General features: G+C 54.8%; 20 protein-coding genes. 10 read left to right on the top strand and 10 right to left on the bottom strand.

Annotated features, from left to right (window positions below; all coding sequences use genetic code 11):
* Positions 1-205 precede the first annotated feature (205 nt).
* The 3 genes from glyS to VF709_RS15110 form a co-directional block, all read right to left on the bottom strand.
* Positions 206-2275, bottom strand: a complete 2070-nt coding sequence (gene glyS, locus VF709_RS15120; protein ID WP_440231861.1) for a glycine--tRNA ligase subunit beta — start codon at positions 2273-2275, stop codon at positions 206-208.
* A gap of 9 nt (positions 2276-2284) precedes the next feature.
* Positions 2285-3196, bottom strand: a complete 912-nt coding sequence (gene glyQ / locus VF709_RS15115; RefSeq protein ID WP_003860141.1) for a glycine--tRNA ligase subunit alpha — start codon at positions 3194-3196, stop codon at positions 2285-2287.
* Between the two features lie 160 nt (positions 3197-3356).
* Positions 3357-3662 carry a YsaB family lipoprotein gene (locus VF709_RS15110; RefSeq protein ID WP_023620070.1) on the bottom strand — a complete coding sequence of 102 codons (306 nt, stop codon included), beginning with the start codon at positions 3660-3662 and terminating at the stop codon, positions 3357-3359.
* 183 nt (positions 3663-3845) lie between these two features.
* On the opposite strand from VF709_RS15110, the gene VF709_RS15105 reads away from it, so the two are divergent.
* Positions 3846-4841 (top strand): acyltransferase, encoded by a 996-nt coding sequence (locus VF709_RS15105; RefSeq protein ID WP_149896742.1) that lies wholly within the window; start codon positions 3846-3848, stop codon positions 4839-4841.
* Here the strand turns inward: VF709_RS15105 and VF709_RS15100 are convergent.
* From VF709_RS15100 to xylA, 4 genes are all read right to left on the bottom strand, one after another.
* The gene (locus VF709_RS15100; protein ID WP_038418408.1) at positions 4834-5754 is read right to left on the bottom strand and encodes a GlxA family transcriptional regulator; all 921 of its coding nucleotides are present in this window, start codon (positions 5752-5754) and stop codon (positions 4834-4836) included. The genes VF709_RS15105 and VF709_RS15100 overlap by 8 nt on opposite strands.
* Positions 5754-6293: an isochorismatase family protein gene (locus VF709_RS15095; protein ID WP_038418406.1), complete on the bottom strand. Its 540-nt coding sequence runs from the start codon at positions 6291-6293 to the stop codon at positions 5754-5756. Before VF709_RS15095 ends, VF709_RS15100 begins: the two co-directional genes overlap by 1 nt.
* 103 nt (positions 6294-6396) lie before the next feature.
* Complete coding sequence (xylB, locus tag VF709_RS15090; RefSeq protein WP_047024125.1) at positions 6397-7851, bottom strand: xylulokinase; 1455 nt, start codon at positions 7849-7851, stop codon at positions 6397-6399.
* Between the two features lie 59 nt (positions 7852-7910).
* The gene (gene xylA, locus VF709_RS15085; RefSeq protein WP_014830210.1) at positions 7911-9233 is read right to left on the bottom strand and encodes a xylose isomerase; all 1323 of its coding nucleotides are present in this window, start codon (positions 9231-9233) and stop codon (positions 7911-7913) included.
* Between the two features lie 370 nt (positions 9234-9603).
* Between xylA and xylF the strand changes: the two genes are divergently transcribed.
* From xylF to xylR, 4 genes are all read left to right on the top strand, one after another.
* The gene (gene xylF / locus VF709_RS15080; protein WP_013094963.1) at positions 9604-10596 is read left to right on the top strand and encodes a D-xylose ABC transporter substrate-binding protein; all 993 of its coding nucleotides are present in this window, start codon (positions 9604-9606) and stop codon (positions 10594-10596) included.
* 72 nt (positions 10597-10668) lie between these two features.
* Complete coding sequence (locus tag VF709_RS15075; RefSeq protein ID WP_038418402.1) at positions 10669-12210, top strand: xylose ABC transporter ATP-binding protein; 1542 nt, start codon at positions 10669-10671, stop codon at positions 12208-12210.
* A complete protein-coding gene (xylH, locus tag VF709_RS15070) occupies positions 12188-13369 on the top strand; it encodes a xylose ABC transporter permease XylH (RefSeq protein WP_020686536.1) in 1182 nt (393 codons plus the stop codon). The genes VF709_RS15075 and xylH overlap by 23 nt, the downstream gene beginning before the upstream one ends.
* A 33-nt stretch (positions 13370-13402) precedes the next feature.
* A complete protein-coding gene (gene xylR / locus VF709_RS15065; RefSeq protein ID WP_014830205.1) occupies positions 13403-14581 on the top strand; it encodes a D-xylose utilization transcriptional activator XylR in 1179 nt (392 codons plus the stop codon).
* 37 nt (positions 14582-14618) lie between these two features.
* Here the strand turns inward: xylR and VF709_RS15060 are convergent, their stop codons facing one another.
* Positions 14619-15443, bottom strand: coding sequence for a protein bax (locus tag VF709_RS15060; protein ID WP_014830204.1), 825 nt, complete (start codon positions 15441-15443; stop codon positions 14619-14621).
* 314 nt (positions 15444-15757) lie between these two features.
* Here VF709_RS15060 and VF709_RS15055 point away from each other — a divergent pair, with 314 nt between their 5' ends.
* The gene (locus tag VF709_RS15055) at positions 15758-17788 is read left to right on the top strand and encodes an alpha-amylase (protein ID WP_149896743.1); all 2031 of its coding nucleotides are present in this window, start codon (positions 15758-15760) and stop codon (positions 17786-17788) included.
* 194 nt (positions 17789-17982) lie between these two features.
* On the top strand, positions 17983-19239 hold the full coding sequence (gene avtA / locus VF709_RS15050; RefSeq protein ID WP_020686533.1) for a valine--pyruvate transaminase: 1257 nt from the start codon (positions 17983-17985) through the stop codon (positions 19237-19239).
* A 4-nt stretch (positions 19240-19243) separates the two neighbouring features.
* Here the strand turns inward: avtA and VF709_RS15045 are convergent, their stop codons facing one another.
* Positions 19244-19699: a 4Fe-4S dicluster domain-containing protein gene (locus tag VF709_RS15045; protein WP_440231857.1), complete on the bottom strand. Its 456-nt coding sequence runs from the start codon at positions 19697-19699 to the stop codon at positions 19244-19246.
* 3 nt (positions 19700-19702) lie between these two features.
* Positions 19703-20521, bottom strand: coding sequence for an IclR family transcriptional regulator YiaJ (yiaJ, locus tag VF709_RS15040; protein ID WP_013094955.1), 819 nt, complete (start codon positions 20519-20521; stop codon positions 19703-19705).
* A gap of 225 nt (positions 20522-20746) precedes the next feature.
* Here yiaJ and yiaK point away from each other — a divergent pair, with 225 nt between their 5' ends.
* The 3 genes from yiaK to VF709_RS15025 all read left to right on the top strand — a co-directional run bounded on the left by yiaK (position 20747) and on the right by VF709_RS15025 (position 23301).
* Positions 20747-21745: a 3-dehydro-L-gulonate 2-dehydrogenase gene (gene yiaK / locus VF709_RS15035; protein WP_149896745.1), complete on the top strand. Its 999-nt coding sequence runs from the start codon at positions 20747-20749 to the stop codon at positions 21743-21745.
* Positions 21746-21755: 10 nt separating this feature from the next.
* On the top strand, positions 21756-22223 hold the full coding sequence (locus VF709_RS15030) for a YhcH/YjgK/YiaL family protein (protein WP_440231856.1): 468 nt from the start codon (positions 21756-21758) through the stop codon (positions 22221-22223).
* Positions 22224-22374: 151 nt separating this feature from the next.
* Complete coding sequence (locus VF709_RS15025) at positions 22375-23301, top strand: DUF4862 family protein (RefSeq protein ID WP_149896746.1); 927 nt, start codon at positions 22375-22377, stop codon at positions 23299-23301.
* Positions 23302-23313: the final 12 nt, after the last annotated feature.

Here is a 23313-nt window from a genome sequence, read left to right as displayed (position 1 = left end):
CCCCTGCCGACGCGGTCGCGTTTAGCAAGGATCGAAATTCATCAGTCGTGTTTGTTCATTTTCGGAATGCGCTCCTGAGGGAGAAAGTTAACGCCGATAAGGATAGCGGTAATATGTTGACCATTTCAAGATTAAATTTTCACCCGCACGTCATGAAAAAACCCGCCGAAGCGGGTTTTTAGCCTGTACATGCCCGGCGGGCACATTACTGCAGCAGCGAGATATCCGCCACGCGCAGGAACAGCTCACGCAGTTTTTCGAGCATAGAGAGACGGTTAATACGCAGATCTTTATCTTCCACGTTGACCATCACTTTTTCGAAGAAGGCGTCGATAACGTCACGCAGTTCCGCCAGTTCTACCAGCGCTTCCTGATAACGGCCTTCTGCGAAGTATGGCTCCAGCTTGTCACGCAGCACCACAACCTGCATCGCCAGGGCGATCTCTTCCGGCTCTTTCAGCGTCGCGGCGTTCACACGCTCGTTCAGCGTTTCGTCAGATTTCGCCAGAATGTTGGAGACACGCTTGTTCGCCGCCGCCAGGGCAGATGCCGCTTCAAGCGTACGGAAGTGAGAAACCGCCTTCATACGCGCATCGAAGTCAGCCGGACGCGTTGGACGACGCGCCAGCACCGCCTGAATGGTATCCACAGTGTAACCTTCGTCCTGATACCACGCGCGGAAGCGACCGAGCATAAAGTCGATCACGTCATCCACCACGTTGGCATTGGTCAGCTTGTCGCCGTACAGACGCACCGCTTCTTCAGTCAGAGTCTGCAGATCGAGGTTCAGGTTCTTCTCTACGATGATACGCAGCACGCCCAGCGCCGCACGACGCAGCGCGAACGGGTCTTTGTCCCCTTTCGGATGTTGGCCGATACCGAAGATCCCCGCCAGGGTATCCATTTTATCGGCAATCGCGACCGCACAGGCAACCGGGTTAGACGGCAGTTCATCGCCAGCAAAGCGCGGCTGATACTGTTCGTTCAGGGCGACCGCCACATCCTCCGCTTCGCCATCGTGACGCGCGTAGTGCATACCCATTACGCCCTGGGTGTCGGTAAACTCGAACACCATGTTGGTCATCAGGTCGCACTTGGAGAGCAGACCCGCACGGGTGGCATGGTTAACGTCCGCGCCGATTTCACGGGCGATCCAGCCGGACAGCTCCGCGATACGGTCGGTCTTGTCGCGCAGCGTACCCAGCTGCTGCTGGAACAGCACGGTCTGCAGGCGCGGCAGGTTATCTTCCAGACGTTTTTTACGGTCGGTATTGAAGAAGAACTCCGCATCCGCCAGACGTGGACGCACCACTTTCTCGTTACCGGAGATAATCTGCTGCGGATCTTTCGATTCGATGTTCGCCACGAAGATAAAGTTTGGCAGCAGCTTGCCGTCGTTGGCATAAACCGGGAAGTATTTCTGGTCACCCTTCATGGTGTATACCAGCGCTTCTGCCGGAACCGCGAGGAATTTCTCTTCAAACTTCGCGGTCAGCACAACCGGCCATTCCACCAGCGAGGTGACTTCTTCCAGCAGGCTGTCGCTCAGGTCAGCGTTACCGCCAATCTTGCGCGCCGCTTCTTCTGCGTCCGCTTTAATTTTGGCTTTACGCTGTTCGTAGTCAGCAATGACTTTACCGCGCTCCAGCAGGATCTGCGGATACTGGTCGGCATTGTCGATGGTGAACTCTGGCTCGCCCATAAAGCGGTGGCCGCGAATGACGCGATCGGACGCCACGCCCAGAATGGTCGCCGGAATAACGGTGTTGCCCAGCAGCAGGGTCACGGTGTGTACCGGACGCACGAAGTGTACGTCGGACGCGCCCCAGCGCATCAGTTTAGGAATGGGTAGCTTAGCCAGCGAAGTGGCGATCATGTTTGGCAGCAGTGCTTCTGTGCGTTCACCTTTTACGTGAGCGCGATACAGCAGCCATTCGCCTTTGTCAGTGGTCAGACGCTCGGCCTGGTCAACGGTAATACCGCAACCGCGCGCCCAGCCTTCTGCCGCTTTGCTTGGCTTGCCTTCCGCATCGAACGCCTGGGCAATCGCCGGGCCACGTTTTTCCACTTCACGATCCGGCTGAGACGCCGCCAGATTTGCCACCTTCAGCGCCAGACGACGCGGAGCAGCAAACCACTCAATTTTACCGTGCGCCAGGCCAGCGTTATCCAGCTCGGCAGTCACGTTCGCAGCAAAAGATTCAGCCAGGCTGCGCAGGGCTTTTGGTGGCAGCTCTTCGGTGCCAATTTCCACCAGGAAAGTTTTCTCAGACATGGCCGCCTCTTATTTGTTTCGGTTGCACATCGGGAAGCCAAGGGCTTCACGGGACGCATAGTAAGCTTCTGCAACGGCTTTGGTCAGGGTACGAATACGCAGAATGTAGCGCTGACGTTCAGTCACGGAGATCGCTTTGCGGGCGTCCAGCAGGTTGAAGCTGTGGGCGGCCTTCAGAATACGCTCGTAGGCAGGCAGCGGCAGCGGAGTCTCCAGCGCCAGCAGTTGCTGCGCTTCTTTCTCGTACTGCTCGAAGCAGGTGAACAGGAAGTCCACATCCGCGTATTCGAAGTTATAGGTGGATTGTTCCACTTCGTTCTGATGGAACACGTCGCCGTAAGTGGTTTTACCCAGCGGGCCGTCGCTCCAGACCAGGTCGTAAACGCTATCTACGCCCTGAATGTACATTGCCAGACGTTCCAGACCATAGGTGATTTCACCGGTGATCGGCTTACATTCCAGACCGCCAACCTGCTGGAAGTAGGTGAACTGCGTCACTTCCATACCGTTCAGCCACACTTCCCAACCCAGACCCCAGGCCCCCAGCGTTGGGTTTTCCCAGTTATCTTCCACGAAACGAATGTCGTGAATGGTCGGATCCATACCCAGCTCTTTCAGTGACCCAAGGTACAGTTCCTGAATATTGTCTGGCGATGGCTTAATGACCACCTGGAACTGATAGTAGTGCTGCAGACGGTTTGGGTTTTCGCCGTAACGGCCATCGGTCGGACGACGGGAAGGCTGCACATAAGCAGTCGCCATTGGCTCTGGCCCCAACGCGCGTAAGCTGGTCATCGGGTGTGAGGTGCCTGCGCCGACTTCCATGTCCAAAGGTTGAACAATGGTGCAGCCCTGGCGAGCCCAGTAATCCTGTAAGGTCAGGATCAGGCCCTGGAAGGTCTTGGTATCAAACTTTTGCATAGTATTTCGTGCTGGATACGTGTGGTTTTAAATGGAAGGGACCAGTATACCCGCTGGCTGCAAGATATACAGTACGAAACGGGGTTGTTTAGGGAAAATTGGGAAATAAGCGTTCGAGCCAGAACGCGTCGAGCGTCTGGCTGTCGATTATGCGAGCAGATTAGCGCATGGAGAGATGTAAAAACTGACCGTCCGCATCAAACGAGCAGACAAAGCCCTCTTTACGAGAGGTATGGCCCCGAAGCTCATAGCTGCCCTGAAAACGCTCAAAGCCGGTGACATCAATTTTCTGGGTATCCAGGTTATAGCGGTGAGCCGCCTGATCTTTACACAGCTGTTCCATATTCAGCGAACGTTCCGGGCTCATTTTGCCCTGCTGCGCTTTTTGCGCAGGTGCTTCCTGAGGCGTACTGCATCCGGCCAGTACCACCAGCAGAAAGAGTGACCCCACACGCTTCATCATCATTTTTATTACCGACCCGGTCAGTGGCTGTTATTTTTAGTAGCAAAGCTTTTATAGATTACGGTCTGGCATTCTGCGAATCTCGCGATGGCCAGACAAGTCCGCGTTATAAAACTCAGATTTTTCCAAGGAAAGACTTTTACACAATAGCAGTCACACTCTATTTACAGGGAAAAAGAGGAACTGATGCAGTCAAAAATTAGCTGGATTGATAATCTGCGAGGAATAGCGTGTCTGATGGTGGTGATGATCCACACGACGACCTGGTATGTTACGAACGCACACAGTATCAGCCCTGTTAACTGGGATGTCGCGAATATTCTCAACTCCGCGTCGCGTGTCAGCGTTCCGCTGTTCTTTATGATTTCCGGCTTTCTCTTTTTTGGCGAGCGTAGCGCACAACCGCGACATTTTATTCGTATCGCCGCGTGTCTCGGCTTTTATAGCGCCGTCGCGCTGATTTACATCACGCTGTTTACCTCCATTAGCCCCGGCCTGTCACTCAAATATCTGCTGCAAAAGCCGGTGTTTTACCACCTGTGGTTTTTCTTCGCCATTATCGTTATCTACCTGGTATCACCGTTGATTCAGGTAAAAAACGTCAGCGGAAAGATGCTTCTGGCGCTGATGGTGGTGATAGGAATCATCGCCAATCCGAATACCGTCTCACAGAAAATCGACGGTTTTGAGTGGCTACCGGTAAACCTCTACATCAATGGCGATACGTTTTACTACGTGCTCTACGGCATGCTGGGGCGCGCCATCGGGATGATAGATACCCAAAAGCGGGGTATCAGCTGGCTATGTGGCGCGTTGTTTATCATCGGGGTGATTATCATTTCACGCGGGACGCTGCATGAGCTGCAATGGCGCGGCAATTTTGCCGATACATGGTACCTGTACTGCGGGCCGATGGTCTTCATTTGTGCCGTTTCCCTGCTGACGCTCGTTAAAAACACCCTGAACGCGCGCCCTCTTCCCGTGCTGGGTTTTATCTCGCGGCACTCGCTGGGGATTTATGGTTTTCACGCGCTGGTGATCCACGCACTACGCACGAGAGGCGTCGAACTCAAAAGCTGGCCAGTGCTGGATATCGTCTGGATTTTCTCCGTCACACTGGTCGTGAGCCTGTTGCTGTCGATGCTGCTACAGAAGCTAGACACCCGCCGCTTCGTCAGTTAACGACGCGCTGTCGGGCCCGATGAAACTGGCGCGGGGAGGAAAACCCTGCCGCCAGTGAGGCCTGCTCCACGCCGCGCCCCTGCAATAGCCATTGCTCCGCCACCGCCAGACGCAACTGCTCCAGGTAATCGCGAACGCTTATCCCCAAATGCGTCTGGAAAAGACGGGTTAAATGGCGCGGGCTGACATGCGCCAGCGCGGCAATATCCGGCACGTTCCACGCTTTTTGCGGGTCTGCGGTTAGCGCATCCTGAGCACGGTGGATAGCCGGATGAAGATGATTGCGATAGCGTAACCATGGCGATAGCTGCGGATCGTCCCCGGACCGGCGGAACCAGACCACCATCTCGCGTGCCACGGCCAGCGCCTTTTCTGGCCCGCACAGACGGTTAATCATATGCAGCGCCAGGTCGATACCCGAGGTGATCCCTGCGCTGGTCCAGACATTCTCATCCTGCACGAATATCCGGTTCTCTTTGATCGTCGCCGTGGGGGCGGCAGCGCGTAAACGGTCGATAACCTCATGATGCGTTGTGCACTGCCGGTTGTTCAGCAGCCCTGATTTTGCTGCCAGCAAAGCCCCTGAGCAGACGCACATCACGGTGATATCCTGACGCTGAATAGCCGGCTGCAGGCGCATCAGCCAGTGCTGGATCTGCATCGCCTGCGGCGTAGAAAACTGAACGCGGGAGTCGCTTACACCAGGCATAACCAGCAGGCTCCCTTCCGGAAGCCTTTCCGGTAATGGCGCGATACCGCTCATCATCAAACCAATCGACGTTTGCACCTCAGGTTGCGGGCCAATGTAATGCAGACAAAACGCATCGCCTGCCAGGACAAAGGTTTCTGCCGGGCCTGTCATGTCTAATGACAACACCCCGGGCAACATAACGAACCAAACGTCGATGCGCATTACAGTGACTCCAGCGTCTCTGCTACCGTTTTAATCGCGGCAAATCGCCCTGACAGTACCGTTTCGGTACGATGACGAATTTCCGCAGCGCTAAGGGTTACGCCCTTGTACGTCATAGGAAACGTGAGCATTGCCTCGCTAACAAAGGTCACAGCATAACCCAGATCGGATGCCACCCGTGCGGTGGTTTCGCAGCACTGTTCAGTGCGAATACCGCATAGGATCAGCTGGTTGATATCACGCTCGCGCAGCCAGCGATCCAGGCCCGTATCCGTGAAGGCATTATGAACGTGTTTCTGGAAAACCACATCCGGCTGATGACGTAAAAAGGCCATCGGTTTGACATAGCCGCTTTGCAGTGAGAAAGGGCCTTTTTCATCCACATGGAAAATATCGGCGACAGGAATACCGCGCGACTGGCAGCCTTCTGTCAGCCCCAGCATTGCCTGCTGAAAGGCCGGAACATCTTGCTCCTGCCAGTAATCGCGGTGATGAAAAGACTGTTGGGTATCGATGTTGATTAATGCAATACGTGACATGATGGTGCTCCTCGCCAGTGGGTATAAATACATACTGGCGAGGAAACAGGCACGCGGACAGACCAAAAAAGGACATCCTCATGCCTCTGACAGACAATCACGCTTATGACATCAGCGGCAGCAACTGCTGATAGATTTTGCGGAACACATCGCGCCTTTCAGCATATCGCGCGTGGCGAGTTGCGTCGGGCAGATGAGCCTGTTCCAGCGTGAGCTGTGGCAACAGTTGCGAAAGTGGTTTTTCCGGGTTCATGGCTATCTGCGCCAGCCGCGCGGCACCCAGCGCCGGGCCCACATCGCCCCCGGTACGATAGTCCAACTGCAATCCACTGATATCAGAGAGCATCTGGCGCCAGTAGCTGCTGCGTGCGCCGCCGCCGATCAGGGTGATGCTTGCTGGTTTCAGGCCGCAGTCATGCACCACGTCCATTCCATCCGCCAGCGCATAGCCCACGCCTTCCAGAACCGCACGCGCCAGTTCCGCAGGACCGTGCTGATGGGTTAAGCCAAAAAATACCCCTTTCGCTTCCGGGTTGTTGTGCGGTGTACGCTCACCGGAGAGATACGGTAAAAACCAGACGGTACCAGCGTTTTCATCCGCCTGCTGTGCTGCGGTAATCAATGCCGGAACATCGGCCATCCCGGTCAGCTTCGCCGCCCAGTCCAGGCAAGAAGCTGCACTGAGCATCACCGACATCAAATGCCATTTTCCTGGCAGCGCATGGCAGAAACTGTGCACCGCGCTTTCCGGGTTGCTGCGATATCCATCGCTGACGGCAAAATAGACGCCAGATGTGCCGAGAGACAGCATGGCCTGGCCCGCATCAACCATGCCGACACCCACGGCGCCCGCCGCGTTATCCCCGCCGCCAGCCACCACCGGCACAGCAGGCATATTCCAGCGTTCCGCTATGGCGGACTGTAAGGTGCCGGTAATTTCGCTGCCTTCAAAGAGTGCGGGCATATGCTCACGGGTGAGATGACAGGCATCCAGCATCGCCTCGCTCCAGTCGCGTTTCGCCACGTCGAGCCACATGGTGCCGGCGGCGTCGGACATGTCGCTGGCAAAATCCCCCGTCATGCGAAAACGCAGATAATCTTTTGGCAGTAAGACCTTCGCCACCTGACGGAAAATCTCCGGCTCATGGCGTTGCACCCAGAGAAGCTTCGGCGCGGTGAAGCCGGGCATCATCAGGTTGCCGGTGATGTCACGGGACGCAGGCACTCGCTCTTCCAGGAGCGCGCACTCTTCCGCACAGCGGCCATCGTTCCAGAGGATCGCAGGGCGCAGCACACGATGCTGGCTGTCCAGCAGCGTAGCGCCGTGCATCTGTCCGGCGATACCCAGCGCGGTGACCTCACGCAAACTGTGCTGTTCACCTAACCCCTTGATTGCGCGATCCGTCGCTTGCCACCACTGCTCCGGATCCTGTTCCGACCATAACGGATGCGGACGCGAAACCTGCAGTTTTTCAGTCTGCGTTGCCAACACGTCACCCTGCTCGCTTAAGAGGATGGCTTTCACACCCGATGTGCCAAGATCAATCCCGATATACATTGTGGTGGCTCCTTTGACAGAAATGCCCGGTGGCGCTTCCGCTTACCGGGCCTACGTTTTTACTTGTCGAACAAATAGTGATTAACCAGATTTTCCAGCAGTTCCTGGTGTCCGCTCTGATGCTGCGGCGCCAGCTGATGTTGTTCAGCGTACTTCGCGATTTCCGCAAGCGATAACTGGCCTTTCAAAATTTGCTGGCCCAGCTCACTGTTCCAGCCGCTATAACGCTTCGCGACACGTTTATCCAGCTCACCGTCTTCAATCATGCGCGCAGCGACTTTCAGCGCCAGCGCCATGGTATCCATCGCGCCGATGTGGCCGTAGAACAGATCGTATTTATCGGTGCTCTGACGACGCACTTTGGCGTCAAAGTTCAGGCCGCCGGTAGTGAAACCACCCGCTTTGATGATTTCATACATCACCAGCGCATTCTCTTCCACGCTGTTCGGGAACTGGTCGGTATCCCAGCCCAGCTGCGCATCACCACGGTTAGCATCGACCGAGCCGAAGATGCCCAGCGCAATGGCAGACGCAATTTCGTGATGGAAAGAGTGGCCCGCCAGGGTGGCATGGTTGGCTTCAATGTTAACTTTAATCTCTTTTTCCAGGCCGAACTGCTTCAGGAAGCCGTACACGGTCGCGACGTCGTAATCGTACTGGTGCTTGGTTGGTTCCTGTGGCTTCGGTTCAATCAGCAGCGTGCCGCGGAAACCGATTTTATGCTTATGCTCAACCACCATCTGCATGAAGCGGCCAATCTGCTCGCGCTCCTGACGCAGATCGGTATTCAGCAGGGTTTCATAACCCTCACGTCCGCCCCACAGAACATAGTTCTCGCCGCCCAACTGATGCGTGGCGTTCATTGCGGTCACGACCTGCGTGGCCGCCCAGCTAAATACTTCTGGATCCGGGTTTGTTGCTGCCCCGGCACCATAGCGAGGGTTCGTGAAGCAGTTAGCCGTGCCCCACAGCAGCTTCACGCCACTTTGCTGCTGCTTCGCCGCCAGCACATCCACCATCTGCGCAAAGTTGTTCAGGTACTCTTTCAGCGATGCGCCTTCCGGCGACACATCCACGTCATGGAAGCAGTAATACGGCACGTTCAGCTTGTGGAAGAATTCAAATGCCACATCCGCTTTGCGCTTCGCCAGCTCGATAGCCTCTCCCGGCTGTTGCCACGGGCGGTCAAAGGAACCCACACCGAACATATCGGCGCCGTTCCAGCAGAAGGTATGCCAGTAACAGGCGGCAAAGCGCAGATGATCTTCCATGCGCTTACCCAGCACCAGCTCATCCGGGTTGTAGTGACGAAATGCTAAAGGATTGGTCGTTTTCGGGCCTTCGTAACGAACACGATCGAGTTGGTCGAAATAAGCTTGCATATTGAGCTCCATAATCAGGGTATGCGGCGAGTCGTTGATACAGGAGTAATAGTGAATAGACATTTTGGGTTGCTCAATTACGTTATTTCACACTGCTATTGAGAGAATGCGCAACTGTGCGCTGGCTCGCAAAATAATGCGCAAGCAAACTATTTTTCGGCGCAGATTCCATAATCAAATGTAATTAAGACCTTACGTATTTTGAAATCCGATCGCGGTCATAAATTCAGAAATAAACCAAATATCGTAATGAGAAGATAAAAATCTGTAATTGCCAGCCCGCCTTTCCGCGTTAAAAATTTGCTGCGTCTAAGCAGTGAATGTTTCTTTTATCTCAGCAACACATACCCCTACAAAAGGCCTAATAATTATGAAGATAAAGAACCTTACCCTAACGCTCTGCACTACTCTCCTCCTTGCAAGCTTTGCAGGACATGCCAAAGAGGTCAAAATTGGCATGGCGATTGACGACCTGCGTCTGGAGCGCTGGCAAAAAGATCGCGATATTTTTGTAAAAAAAGCGGAATCACTTGGCGCAAGTGTGTTTGTGCAGTCTGCAAATGGCAACGAAGAAACGCAGATGTCGCAAATTGAGAATATGATTAACCGTGGCGTTGATGTACTGGTCATTATCCCTTATAACGGCCAGGTATTAAGTAACGTCGTGAAAGAAGCGAAGCAAGAAGGGATTAAAGTTCTGGCGTATGATCGCATGATTAATAATGCGGACATTGATTATTATATTTCGTTCGACAATGAAAAAGTGGGTGAACTGCAGGCAAAAAGCCTGGTCGATAAAGTGCCGCAGGGCAATTATTTCCTGATGGGCGGTTCACCGGTGGATAACAACGCCAAACTGTTCCGCGAAGGCCAGATGAAAGTCCTCAAGCCGTATATCGACAGCGGCAAGATTAAAGTGGTTGGCGATCAGTGGGCGGACGGCTGGTTGCCTGAAAACGCGCTGAAAATTATGGAAAACGCGCTAACTGCGAATAACAACAAAATTGATGCCGTCGTCGCCTCCAACGACGCCACCGCCGGGGGGGCCATTCAGGCGCTGAGTGCACAGGGGCTGGCCGGGAAAGTGGCCATTTCAGGCCAGGATGCGGATCTCGCCGGTGTAAAACGCATCATTGCGGGCACCCAGACCATGACGGTGTATAAGCCCATCACTGAACTGGCCAACACGGCTGCAGAGATCGCCGTAGAGCTGGGGAACGGTAAACAACCGAAAGCCGACGCGACGCTGAACAACGGTCTGAAAGATGTGCCGGCACGCCTGCTCACGCCAATTGAAGTCAATAAAGAGAACATTGACGCCACCGTTATCAAAGACGGTTTCCACAAGAAGAGTGAACTGTAATCCAGCGCAGCCCCTGCCCTGCGGGGGCGCATCGACTTGTACTGTTTTTACCTCGGGTCATGTGGAGCAGTTATGCCTTATTTACTTGAAATGAAAAGCATCACCAAGCGTTTTGGCGCGGTGAAAGCGGTCGATAACGTGAGCCTGCGGCTAAATCCTGGTGAAGTGGTTTCGCTCTGCGGCGAAAACGGTTCGGGTAAGTCGACGCTGATGAAAGTGTTGTGCGGGATCTATCCGCATGGCAGCTACGAAGGTGAAATTGTCTTTGCTGGCGAGGTCATTCAGGCCACCCACATTCGCGATACTGAACGTAAGGGTATCGCCATCATTCACCAGGAGCTGGCGCTGGTGAAGCATCTCACCGTGCTGGAGAACATTTTCCTCGGGGCCGAAATTTCGCGCCACGGCGTGCTGGATTACGACACCATGACGCTACGCTGTGAAAAACTGCTGGCGCAGGTCAGTCTGGCCATTTCGCCGGATACCCGCGTGGGAGACCTGGGTCTGGGGCAGCAACAGCTGGTTGAAATCGCTAAGGCGCTGAACAAACAGGTCAGGCTGCTGATCCTCGACGAACCCACGGCCTCTCTCACCGAACAGGAAACGGCCGTCCTGCTGGATATCATCCGCGATCTGCAAAATCACGGTATCGCCTGCATCTACATTTCTCACAAACTCAACGAGGTCAAAGCCATTTCGGACACCATCTGCGTGATCCGCGATGGTCAACACATCGGCACACGCGAAGCCGAAGACATGAGCGAGGATGACATCATCACCATGATGGTGGGCCGCGAACTGACGGCGCTCTACCCGAATGAACCTCACACAACGGGTGATGAAGTGTTACGCGTAGAAAACCTGACCGCGTGGCACCCGGTAAATCGCCATATCAAACGCGTAAACAACATCTCCTTTTCCCTGCACCGGGGTGAAATTCTCGGTGTTGCCGGGCTCGTCGGCGCCGGACGTACTGAAGCCGTGCAGTGCCTGTTCGGCGTCTGGCCAGGGCGCTGGGAAGGCACGGTTTATATTGATGGCAAGCCGGTGAAAATCGACAACTGCCAGCAGGCAATTGCCCACGGAATTGCCATGGTGCCGGAAGACCGCAAAAAAGACGGCATCGTGCCGGTGATGGCGGTGGGTAAAAACATCACGCTCGCGGCACTCGATCAGTTCTCCGGCGCGCTGAGCAGCCTTGATGATGCCGCAGAGCAGCAGTGCATTTTGCAATCTCTCGCCCGCCTCAAAGTGAAAACATCCTCACCGGAACTGGCCATTGGGCGCCTGAGCGGAGGCAACCAGCAAAAAGCCATTCTGGCGCGCTGTCTGCTCCTCAATCCACGCATCTTGATCCTGGATGAGCCAACGCGCGGCATTGATATCGGTGCAAAGTACGAAATCTACAAACTGATTAATCAGCTTGTACAGCAAGGGATCGCCGTCATTGTCATCTCCTCTGAATTACCCGAAGTGCTCGGCCTGAGCGACCGTGTGCTGGTCATGCACGAGGGCAAACTGAAAGCCAATCTGATTAACCAGAACCTGACGCAGGAGCAGGTGATGGAAGCCGCTTTAAGGAGCGAACGTCATGTCGAAAAGCAATCCGTCTGATATCAAAGTCGCTGTTCAGACGCCCGGCGCATTCGCGGGGTTAAAAGCGCTGAACCTGCAGGTATTCGTGATGATCGCGGCCATTATCGCCATCATGCTGTTTTTTACCTGGATGACCGATGGCTCCTACCTGAGCGCGCGTAACGTCTCTAACCTGCTGCGCCAGACGGCCATCACCGGCATTCTGGCCGTGGGCATGGTCTTCGTCATTATTTCGGCGGAAATCGACCTGTCGGTGGGGTCGATGATGGGTCTGCTCGGCGGCGTCGCGGCCATTTTTGACGTCTGGCTCGGCTGGCCGCTGCCGCTGACCGTGGCGGTGACGCTGGTATTAGGTCTGGTGCTGGGTGCCTGGAACGGCTGGTGGGTTGCCTACCGGAAGGTCCCGTCGTTCATTGTTACTCTGGCAGGAATGCTGGCCTTCCGCGGCGTATTGATTGGCATCACCAACGGCACCACCGTCTCTCCCACCAGCGCCGCCATGTCGCAGATTGGTCAGAGCTACCTCTCCGACAGCGTGGGCTTTACCATCGGCGTGGTCGGGCTGCTGGCGTTCGTGGCCTGGCAATGGCGTGGCCGTATGCGCCGTCAGTCGCTGGGGCTGGCCTCCTCTCCATCAACATCCGTGGTGGGACGTCAGGCACTGACTGCGGTGATCGTGCTCGGCGCGATTTGGCTCCTGAATGACTATCGCGGCGTCCCTACGCCAGTTCTCCTGCTGGCCCTCCTGCTGCTGGGCGGCATGTTTATGGCCACGCGCACCGCGTTTGGCCGCCGTATTTACGCCATCGGCGGTAACCTTGAGGCCGCCCGTCTGTCAGGCATTAACGTAGAGCGCACCAAACTGGCGGTCTTTGCCATCAACGGCCTGATGGTTGCTATCGCAGGGTTGATCCTCAGCTCGCGTCTCGGGGCGGGTTCGCCGTCTGCCGGGAACATTGCCGAGCTGGATGCTATCGCCGCCTGCGTCATTGGCGGTACCAGCCTCGCAGGCGGTGTCGGCAGCGTGGCGGGCGCGGTGATGGGGGCATTTATCATGGCTTCGTTGGATAACGGGATGAGTATGATGGACGTCCCGACGTTTTGGCAGTATATCGTCAAGGGGGCCATTCTTTTGCTGGCAGTCTGGATGGACTCTGCCACCAAGCGGCGTACCTGATAACCGTATTGTGACTTATTTGGGAAGCGAGCCATGTTTGAAAAGCGTCACCGCATTACGTTGTTATTCAATGCCAACAAAGCTTACGACCGACAGGTGGTAGAGGGCGTTGGTGAATATTTGCAGGCGTCGCAATCTGAGTGGGATATCTTTATCGAAGAGGATTTCCGCACCCGACTCGAGAACATCAAAGACTGGCTGGGCGATGGCGTCATCGCTGACTATGACGACCCGGTCATTGAGCAGTTACTGACTGACGTCGACGTCCCGATTGTGGGCGTCGGCGGCTCTTACCATTCGCCCGAGCACTATCCTCCCGTCCACTATATCGCCACCGATAACCATGCGCTGGTCGAAAGCGCGTTTCTGCATTTAAAGGAGAAAGGCGTCCATCGCTTTGCGTTCTATGGTTTACCAGCCTCCAGCGGCAAGCGCTGGGCCGTTGAGCGCGAACACGCCTTTTGTCAGCTTGTCGCCCAGGAGAAGTACCGCGGCGTGGTCTATCAGGGGCTGGAAACCGCGCCGGAAAACTGGCAGCACGCGCAAAACCGTCTGGCTGACTGGCTGCAGACGCTGCCGCCGCAAACCGGCATTATTGCCGTGACGGACGCCCGTGCGCGCCACGTATTGCAGGTCTGCGAACATTTGCACATTCCTGTGCCGGAGAAGCTGTGCGTGATTGGCATCGATAACGAAGAGCTGACCCGCTACCTTTCTCGCGTGGCTCTCTCCTCTGTGGCGCAGGGCACCCGACAGATGGGGTATCAGGCCGCAAAATTACTGCATCGTCTGCTGGATAACGAATCCCTGCCGCTTCAGCGCCTGCTGGTTCCCCCGGTCCGCGTGGTAGAACGTCGCTCAACGGATTACCGCTCCTTAAACGACCCGGCAGTCATTCAGGCGATGCACTTTATCCGCAACCACGCTTGCAAAGGTATCAAGGTCGATCAGGTGCTGGATTCCGTGGGTATTTCCCGTTCAAATCTGGAGAAGCGTTTTAAAGAGGAAGTGGGCGAAACCATTCATGCGGTCATTCACGCAGAGAAGCTGGAGAAAGCGCGCAGTTTGCTCATCTCCACGTCGCTGTCGATCAACGAAATCTCGCAGATGTGCGGCTATCCGTCGCTGCAGTATTTTTATTCGGTGTTCCGTAAAGAGTATGACAACACACCGAAAGAGTATCGGGAACGCCACAGCGAAGTCATGATGTAGAAAAGAAAACGCCTTCCCGTGGAAGGCGTTATTGGGATTACATATGGGCGGCGATAAGTCGCTGGTTATCCTGGTACATCGCAAACAGATAGTTGTTATAGCGCTGACCCTGGGTGGAATAACCTTTCAGCTTGTGGATCATCGTACTGGCCGTCACTTCCTGATCCGCTTTACGCAGCTGTGCGCGTGACTTACGGAACGACGAGTAGGCCGGATGGGTGTTCAGGTTTACCACATAGGCATTTACTGAATCTTTCACCGATTCAAACTGCGAGTAGCCCTTCACCTTGCCCGGCGCATTTTTACAACGCCCCTTCACACACTTCATGCCGAAGAGGTTGTTGTTGTTGCGTGCCAGCTTCGAGGTGCCCCAGCCACTTTCGGCTGCAGCCATTGTCGCAACCATGCTGCCCGGGATGATGTCGACACGCTCAAGGAGCGAGTTCCACGGCACACGACGGGTGTTACCGTTCCAGCTTACCTTGTAGCGCTTTGCGATATCTTTCAGGCGCGCGCGCTCGGACGGCGTCCAGCGGCTATCGTACTGTTTGGCGATCAACCAGTTACGATCTGCCGTAATCGCGGCGTTTTGACTTGTGATGTAAGGCATTACTGTCCGGAGAAACGCTTTTTTCCTTGGTGTTCCGGAAGGGTATTTTCGCAAATCAGGAAGTGAACTACTCTTTGCACTATTGCGAGAATACTCTTGTTTACTGCTAACCTTACTGCTTGTCGTCTTTATTACGTGGGCTTTCTTACTCGTTGTATCCGTGTGCGTCTTTGCAAGCACCCCACCCGAAAATGTCGTGGTGAGTAACATGAGTATCGCGGCCCCATATCGTCGAATGGGAGTCGATATCATTAGGTCTCCTGGTCGGATATAAACATTCCAACACCTTATTTTTTTCACAAATTTGAGAGCGGAATCTCAAATCATATCAAAAATAGACTTCAAGAGCACGTATAGAAATAGTCCAATTCCGAAACTATGTCACCTGAAACGTGCTCACTTAAGCATCAATTCTGAAAATTTGTGTGCGATCTCGCAGATAACTGCCTAATTTTGCGCGGGATCACTCATCCTCTCGCGTCATCCTTGCAGAAAGCGCCGGGGGATGAGTTTTTACGCCTCACCTGATGGCACACTGGTCAAAAATGCCGCGACAGGAAGATGGAATGAAACGCACCGCCGTAGCTTTTCTGATGTTACCCGCACTGGCACACGCTGACTGGTCATCGCCGGGATTTAACGCGTTCAGCGCCGAAGGCACCGGAATGTTCACCAGCCAGGCAAAGCTTGCGAAGGGTACGCGTCCTTTGACAGTGAGTTTTGACAACACGTGCTGGCAGCCAACAGAAGCGATAAAACTCAACGAGATGCTGTCGCTCAAACCGTGTGACGGCACGCCGCCGCAGTGGCGTCTGTTCCGCGACGGAGAGTACCAGATGCGTGTCGATACCCGTTCCGGCACGCCAACCCTGATGCTGACCATCAAGAGCGCAGCAGAACAACCGGTGGCAGACGTTATCCGCCAGTGCCCAAAATGGGATGGAAAACCCCTGACGCTGGAGGTGGGAAACACCTTCCCGGAAGGCTCCGTGGTGCGAGATTTCTACAGCAAACAAACCGCGACGGTGCAGCAGGGAAAAATTACCCTTCAGCCTGCCGCCAACAGCAACGGCCTGCTGCTGCTTGAGCGCGCCGAAACCGACAAACCCGCGCCGTTTAGCTGGCAAAACGCTACGGTCTATTTCGTGCTGACCGACCGCTTCGTGAATGGTGACCCCACGAATGACAATAGCTATGGCCGCCACAAAGACAGCATGCAGGAGATTGGCACTTTCCACGGCGGCGATCTGAAAGGGCTTGCGAGCAAGCTTGATTATCTGCAGCAACTGGGGGTAAACGCGCTCTGGATAAGCTCCCCGCTTGAGCAGATCCACGGCTGGGTCGGCGGTGGCACCAAAGGGGATTTCCCCCACTACGCCTACCATGGTTACTACACGCAGGACTGGACCAGGCTTGATGCCAATATGGGCACCGAAGATGATTTACGTCATCTCGTCGATGAAGCGCACAAGCGCGGCATCCGCATTCTGTTCGATATCGTCATGAACCATGTGGGCTACGCAACGCTTGCCGACATGCAGGAGTACCAGTTTGGCGCGCTCTATCTGCAGGGTGATGAGCTGAAGAAAACGCTGGGTGAACGCTGGACCGACTGGAAGCCGGGCACGGGACAAAGCTGGCACAGCTTTAATGATTACATTAACTTCAGCGATAAAGCCGCATGGGAAAAATGGTGGGGTAAAAAATGGATCCGCACCGATATTGGCGATTACGACAACCCGGGCTTTGACGACCTGACCATGTCACTGGCGTTTTTACCCGACCTGAAAACGGAATCCACCACGCCGTCCGGTTTGCCAAACTTCTATCAGCACAAGCCCGATACCCAAGCAAAAGCTATCCCGGGATACACCCCGCGCGATTACCTGACCCACTGGCTCAGCCAGTGGGTACGCGAGTATGGCATTGACGGTTTCCGTGTTGATACGGCAAAACACGTGGAGCTGGCGGCCTGGCAGCAGTTGAAGGACCAGGCAAGCCAGGCGCTGGCGGCCTGGAAAGGTGCTCACCCGGACAAAAAGCTCGACAATGCGCCGTTCTGGATGACGGGTGAATCCTGGGGCCACGGGGTCATGCAGAGCGATTATTACCGCCACGGCTTCGATGCGATGATTAACTTCGATTATCAGGAGCAGGCGGCAAAAGCGGTGAACTGCCTGGCCGATATCGATCTAACGTGGCAGCAGATGGCGGAAAAACTGCAAAGCTTTAACGTTCTGAGTTATCTCTCTTCGCATGACACCCGCCTGTTCCGCGAAGGGGGCCAACGCGCGGCAGAACTGCTGCTGTTAGCGCCAGGCAGCGTACAAATCTATTATGGGGATGAATCAGAGCGTCCGTTCGGGCCGACGGGTTCCGACCCTCTGCAGGGAACACGCTCGGATATGAACTGGCAGGATGTGACGGGCAAACAGGCGTTAACCGTCGCCCACTGGCAAACGCTGGGTCAGTTCCGCGCCCGCCATCCGGCGATAGGTGAAGGCAAGCAAACCACGCTTTCGCTGAAAGAGGGGTATGGATTCGTACGTGAACATGATGGCGATAAGGTCATGGTCGTCTGGGCGGGGAACCAATAGCCCCCTCATCGCGGTTTTCTCCCTCTCCCACCGGGAGAGGGCCGGGGTGAGGGGCACTAATCAGAACTATTCACTACAAAAACCCACACCCGCCACATAAAACCACAAATCCGACCACACCAGCCGATTTGCACCCGCACGGTGCTAGCGTTATGGTTACCCACTTTCAAAACAAGCTCGACAGATCACCTGCTATGACGTTTTCACTTTTCGGCGACAAATTTACCCGCCATTCAGGCATTACCCGCCTGATGGAGGACCTCAACGACGGGCTGCGCACACCGGGCGCCATCATGCTCGGCGGCGGAAACCCGGCTCAAATCCCGGAGATGAATACCTATTTCCAGACGCTGCTCGCTCAGATGCTGGAAAACGGCAAAGCAACCGATGCGCTTTGCAATTACGACGGCCCTCAGGGTAAAACCGAACTGCTGAAACTCCTCGCCGACATGCTGCGTGAAGAGCTGGGTTGGGACATCGAACCGCAGAATATTGCACTGACAAACGGCAGTCAGAGCGCATTTTTCTACTTGTTTAACCTTTTCGCAGGACGTCGCGCCGACGGCACCACCAAAAAAGTATTGTTCCCGCTGGCACCGGAGTATATCGGCTACGCCGATTCCGGTCTGGAAGAGGATCTGTTCGTCTCCGCGCGCCCGAATATTGAGCTGCTGCCGGAAGGTCAGTTCAAATACCACGTCGATTTTGAACATCTGCACATTGGTGAAGAGACGGGCATGATCTGCGTATCACGTCCAACCAACCCAACGGGCAACGTCATCACCGACGACGAGCTGATGAAACTGGATGCGCTGGCAAATCAGCATGGCATCCCGCTGGTGATCGATAACGCCTATGGCGTGCCGTTCCCGGGTATTATCTTCAGCGAAGCACGTCCGCTGTGGAACCCGAACATCGTCCTGTGTATGAGCCTCTCCAAGCTCGGCCTGCCGGGCAGCCGCTGCGGGATCATCGTCGCCAATGAAAAAATCATCACCGCCATTACCAACATGAACGGCATTATCAGCCTTTCTCCTGGCGGTATTGGCCCGGCGATGATGTGCGAAATGATTAAACGCAACGATCTGCTGCGCCTGTCTAATGACGTGATTAAGCCGTTCTATTATCAGCGCGTTCAGGAGACGATTGCCATTCTTCGCCGCTATTTACCGGAAGAACGCTGCCTGATCCACAAACCTGAAGGGGCAATTTTCCTGTGGCTGTGGTTTAAAGATCTGCCGATCACCACCGAGCTGCTTTATCAGCGCCTGAAGAAGCGAGGCGTATTGATGGTGCCGGGAGATTACTTTTTCCCGGGGCTGGATAAGCCGTGGCCGCATACGCATCAATGTATGCGCATGAACTACGTGCCCGATCCGGAAAAAATCGAAGCCGGGGTGAAAATTCTCGCCGAAGAAATTGAGTTCGCCTGGCGCGAAGACGCCCAGTAAGAGCCTACGCCAGATTACGTAACCGCTCGGTGCGTAATCTGGCGGGATCGACACAGCTCAGCGCGTGGGTCGGACAGGCTTCCACACAGGCCGGTCGGTCCGCGCGATGCGCGCATAAATCGCATTTCAGCGCCTGAAGCGTATCTCCTGCCCATTGCACCTGCATCGCCCCAAACGGGCACGCCACCATACAGCGTTTACACCCAATACACCGCACCTGCTCAACCTGCCAGGCTCCCTCGCCACGGCGAATCGCCTGCGTTGGGCAGACATTCGCGCAAGGGGCATCTTCACACTGATGGCAACCCACCGCCGTGGTGAAAGCGTCCCCTTTGACTACCCGAATGCGGGGCGTAAAGGCGTCTGTTGAGATGGCGTCCTGATGCGACACGACACACGCCACTTCGCAGGTGCGACAGCCGATACATTTTGCCGAATCCGCCATGATGAACCGGTTCATCTGTTATCCCTCGCGCACGTTAAAACCCAGCTCTCTGGAGATCGCGTCCGCCGTTTCACGCAGAGGTGTAAGCAGATTTTTTTCGCCAATCTGCTTCATGCGGGAGGTCGACAGCGAAATTGAGATCGCATACGGCACGCGGCCATGAATATCAAACACCGGCACCGCGATACAGGAGACCCCCAACTCGTTCTCTTCTTTATCCATCGCCATGCTGTGCTCGCGGATTTCCGCCAGCTCGTCATACATCGCGCTCAGTTCAGTGATGGTGTTGCGGGTCAGCGGCTGGATCTGATCCTGGTGGCTTTCCCAGTAGCTCGCCACATAGTCCTGGTGACCGAATGCCATGTAGATCTTGCCCATTGCCGAGCAGTAAAGCGGCATATGCTGGCCGATATAGGCGCGCGTGCGCAGCATACCGGTGGTCGGCTCAAGCTTATAAATCAGGATCGCGTGATCGTCTTCGCGGCTGGAGAAGTTCACCGTCTCGCCGGTGGCGATATTCAGCGACTCAAGATGCGGAGCAGCCACGTGGATGATATTCAGCGACGACAGCGCCTTTTGCCCGACGGCGATAAATTTGGTGGTCAGGCGATAGCTGCCCGCCGCCGGTGCCGGGGTGACGTACCCGCACGACTGCAATCCCTGCAGTAACCGGTGCACGGTGCTTTTATTCAGCCCGGCCAGTTCCGATAAATGGGCCAGAGGACAGCCGTTCGGATAGTTACTGAGGATCTCAATCAGCATCAGACCGCGAAACAAGCTCTGGCTACCTGCTGGCCTCTCTTTTTCTTGCGTCATGTCGCTCTCTTTCATGCTCATCCCATGGCTCCTTTTTATCGCGCCCTGATGGTAGCGCAAAGTGTGGTTCAGTTCACGATCTCAACAGAAAAAACACAACCAGTTGATTTTAATCGATTTTGAAAATCATGAATGTCGTTGATCTGGCAAAATTTGATCGCTATATTTGAAATCAGATTTCGCATAGTGAAATTTAGCGATAAAAAAGCACTCGCACTTGCCCCTACGAAGAACAGGAGAACAGGGATGAAAGTGACATTCGAAGAGTTGAAAGCAGCGTTCAATCGGGTTCTGCTCGATCGCGGTGTAAAAGCAGCAACGGCGGATGCCTGCGCGGAGATGTTTGCCCGCACCACGGAATCTGGCGTCTATTCCCACGGCGTGAACCGCTTCCCGCGTTTTATTCAGCAACTGGACGCGGGCGACATCATTCCTGATGCCCAGCCAAAACGGGTGACCACATTAGGGGCCATCGAACAGTGGGATGCCCAACGCGCCATCGGTAACCTGACGGCGAAAAAAATGATGGATCGCGCCACCGAACTGGCCTCCGATCACGGTATCGGTCTGGTTGCGCTGCGTAACGCTAACCACTGGATGCGCGGAGGGAGCTATGGCTGGCAAGCCGCAGAGAAGGGCTACATCGGGATCTGCTGGACCAACTCCATTGCGGTGATGCCCGCGTGGGGGTCAAAAGAATGTTGCATCGGCACCAACCCACTTATCGTGGCGATCCCCTCCTCCCCAATTACCATGGTCGATATGTCGATGTCGATGTTCTCCTACGGCATGCTGGAAGTGAACCGACTGGCCGGACGCACGTTACCGGTCGACGGTGGATTCGACGACGAGGGCAATCTGACCAAAGAGCCTGGCGTGATTGAGAAAAATCGCCGTATTCTGCCTATGGGCTACTGGAAAGGTTCCGGCTTATCGATTGTGCTCGACATGATCGCCACCCTGCTCTCTAACGGCTCCTCCGTGGCGGAAGTTACCCAGGACAACAGCGACGAGTATGGCGTGTCGCAGATCTTTATCGCCATCGAGGTCGACCGCCTGATCGACGGCCCAACCCGCGATGCCAAACTGCAGCGTATTATGGACTTCATCACCACCGCCGAGCGGGCAGACGAAAACGTCGCTGTCCGTCTGCCGGGGCATGAATTTACGCGACTGCTTGAAGAGAACCGCCGCAACGGCATCACCATTGACGACAGCGTGTGGGCGAAAATCCAGGCGCTGTAAGGAGTGGGCCATGATATTCGGACATATTTCACAGCCAAATCCGTGTCGCCTGCCGCTGGCGATTGAAAAAGCGTTAGATTTTCTGCGTACCACGGATTTCAGCATGCTAAAACCGGGTGTCGTTGAAATTGAGGGGCGCAACCTCTTTGCCCAGATCCTCGACCTGACCACCAAAGAGCCGCATGAGAATCGCCCCGAAGTGCATCGCCGCTATCTTGATATTCAATTTCTGGCGTGGGGTGAAGAAAAAATCGGTATTGCTATCGATACCGGAAATAACAACATCAGCGAATCATTACTGGAACAACGGGATATTATTTTTTATCACAACAGTGAAAATGAATCGTTCATTGAAATGGTACCTGGTAGTTATGCCATATTTTTACCGCAGGATGTACACCGTCCTGCCTGTATTAAAAACAAGGAAACTGCAATTCGCAAAATTGTGGTGAAAGTGGCAATCAGCGAATTAGATTAATTTTCTGATATACCCTAAATAATTCGAGTTGCAGGAAGGCGGCAAGAGAGTGAATCTCCAGGAGCTTACATAAGTTAGTGACTGGGGTGAACGAGCGCAGCCAACGCACATGCAACTTGAAGTATGACGGGTATAAATACAGGAACGCGAAATGACCAATACCGGTTTTATTATTGGTGCGTACCCCTGCGCACCCTCGTTTCACCAGAAAGGGGAACAAGAAGAACAAACCTTCTGGCGGGAACTTTCTGACACGCCACACATTCGCGGGCTGGAACTCCCCTGCCTTGAACATCTCCATCCTTATGGGGATGAATGGCTGTTCCGCCATACGCCGGGTGAATGGCAAATCGTGGTGACCGCCGTGATGGAAACCATGCGTCGCCGTGGCACCAATGGCGCATTTGGGCTGGCGTCTGCTGACGAAGAACAGCGTAAAGCGTGTGTGGAATATTACCGCCATCTGCAGCAGAAGATTGCTGCGGTTAACGCCCGTTTTCCCGGGAAAGTTATTGCCCTGGAGATGCAGGCCGCACCGCAGGCGGGCAATGCTTCAGTCGAGCAGGCTATCGAGGCGTTCGCCCGTTCCATTCGTGAAATCGCGGGCTGGGACTGGTCCTGCGATCTGGTGCTTGAGCACTGCGATGCCATGACCGGTCCCGCACCGCGTAAGGGATTTTTACCCTTAGAGCAGGTGCTGGAGGTGATAAAAGAGACAGATATCAGCATCTGTATTAACTGGGCGCGCTCAGCCATTGAAGGGCGCAACACCACGCTTCCGGTTGAGCACGTTCAGACCGCCCTTCAGGCCGGAAAACTGGCCGCGCTAATGTTCTCCGGCACCACCATCCGCGGAGAGTACGGTGAATGGCAGGATCTGCACGCACCGTTTTCATCGTACTGTGCCGACAGTTTGATGACCACTGAACATGCAAAAGCACTCTTTACTGCGGCGAGCGCCGCAACATTGAAATTTTCCGGTATTAAATTACTGGAAATAAATGCTAATGCTGATATCAGCCATCGCATCGCTATTTTGCACGACGGCATTAGCCAAATGAAAAAAGCAACGCAATAACAATAAAAAATC

Source organism: Enterobacter sp. Lyrl_3, from assembly GCF_051948675.1.
GTDB classification, from domain to species: Bacteria; Pseudomonadota; Gammaproteobacteria; order Enterobacterales; family Enterobacteriaceae; genus Enterobacter; species Enterobacter cloacae.
The sequence above is the reverse complement of the archived record's forward strand: the minus strand, read 5'-3'. Positions and strand labels throughout refer to the sequence as shown.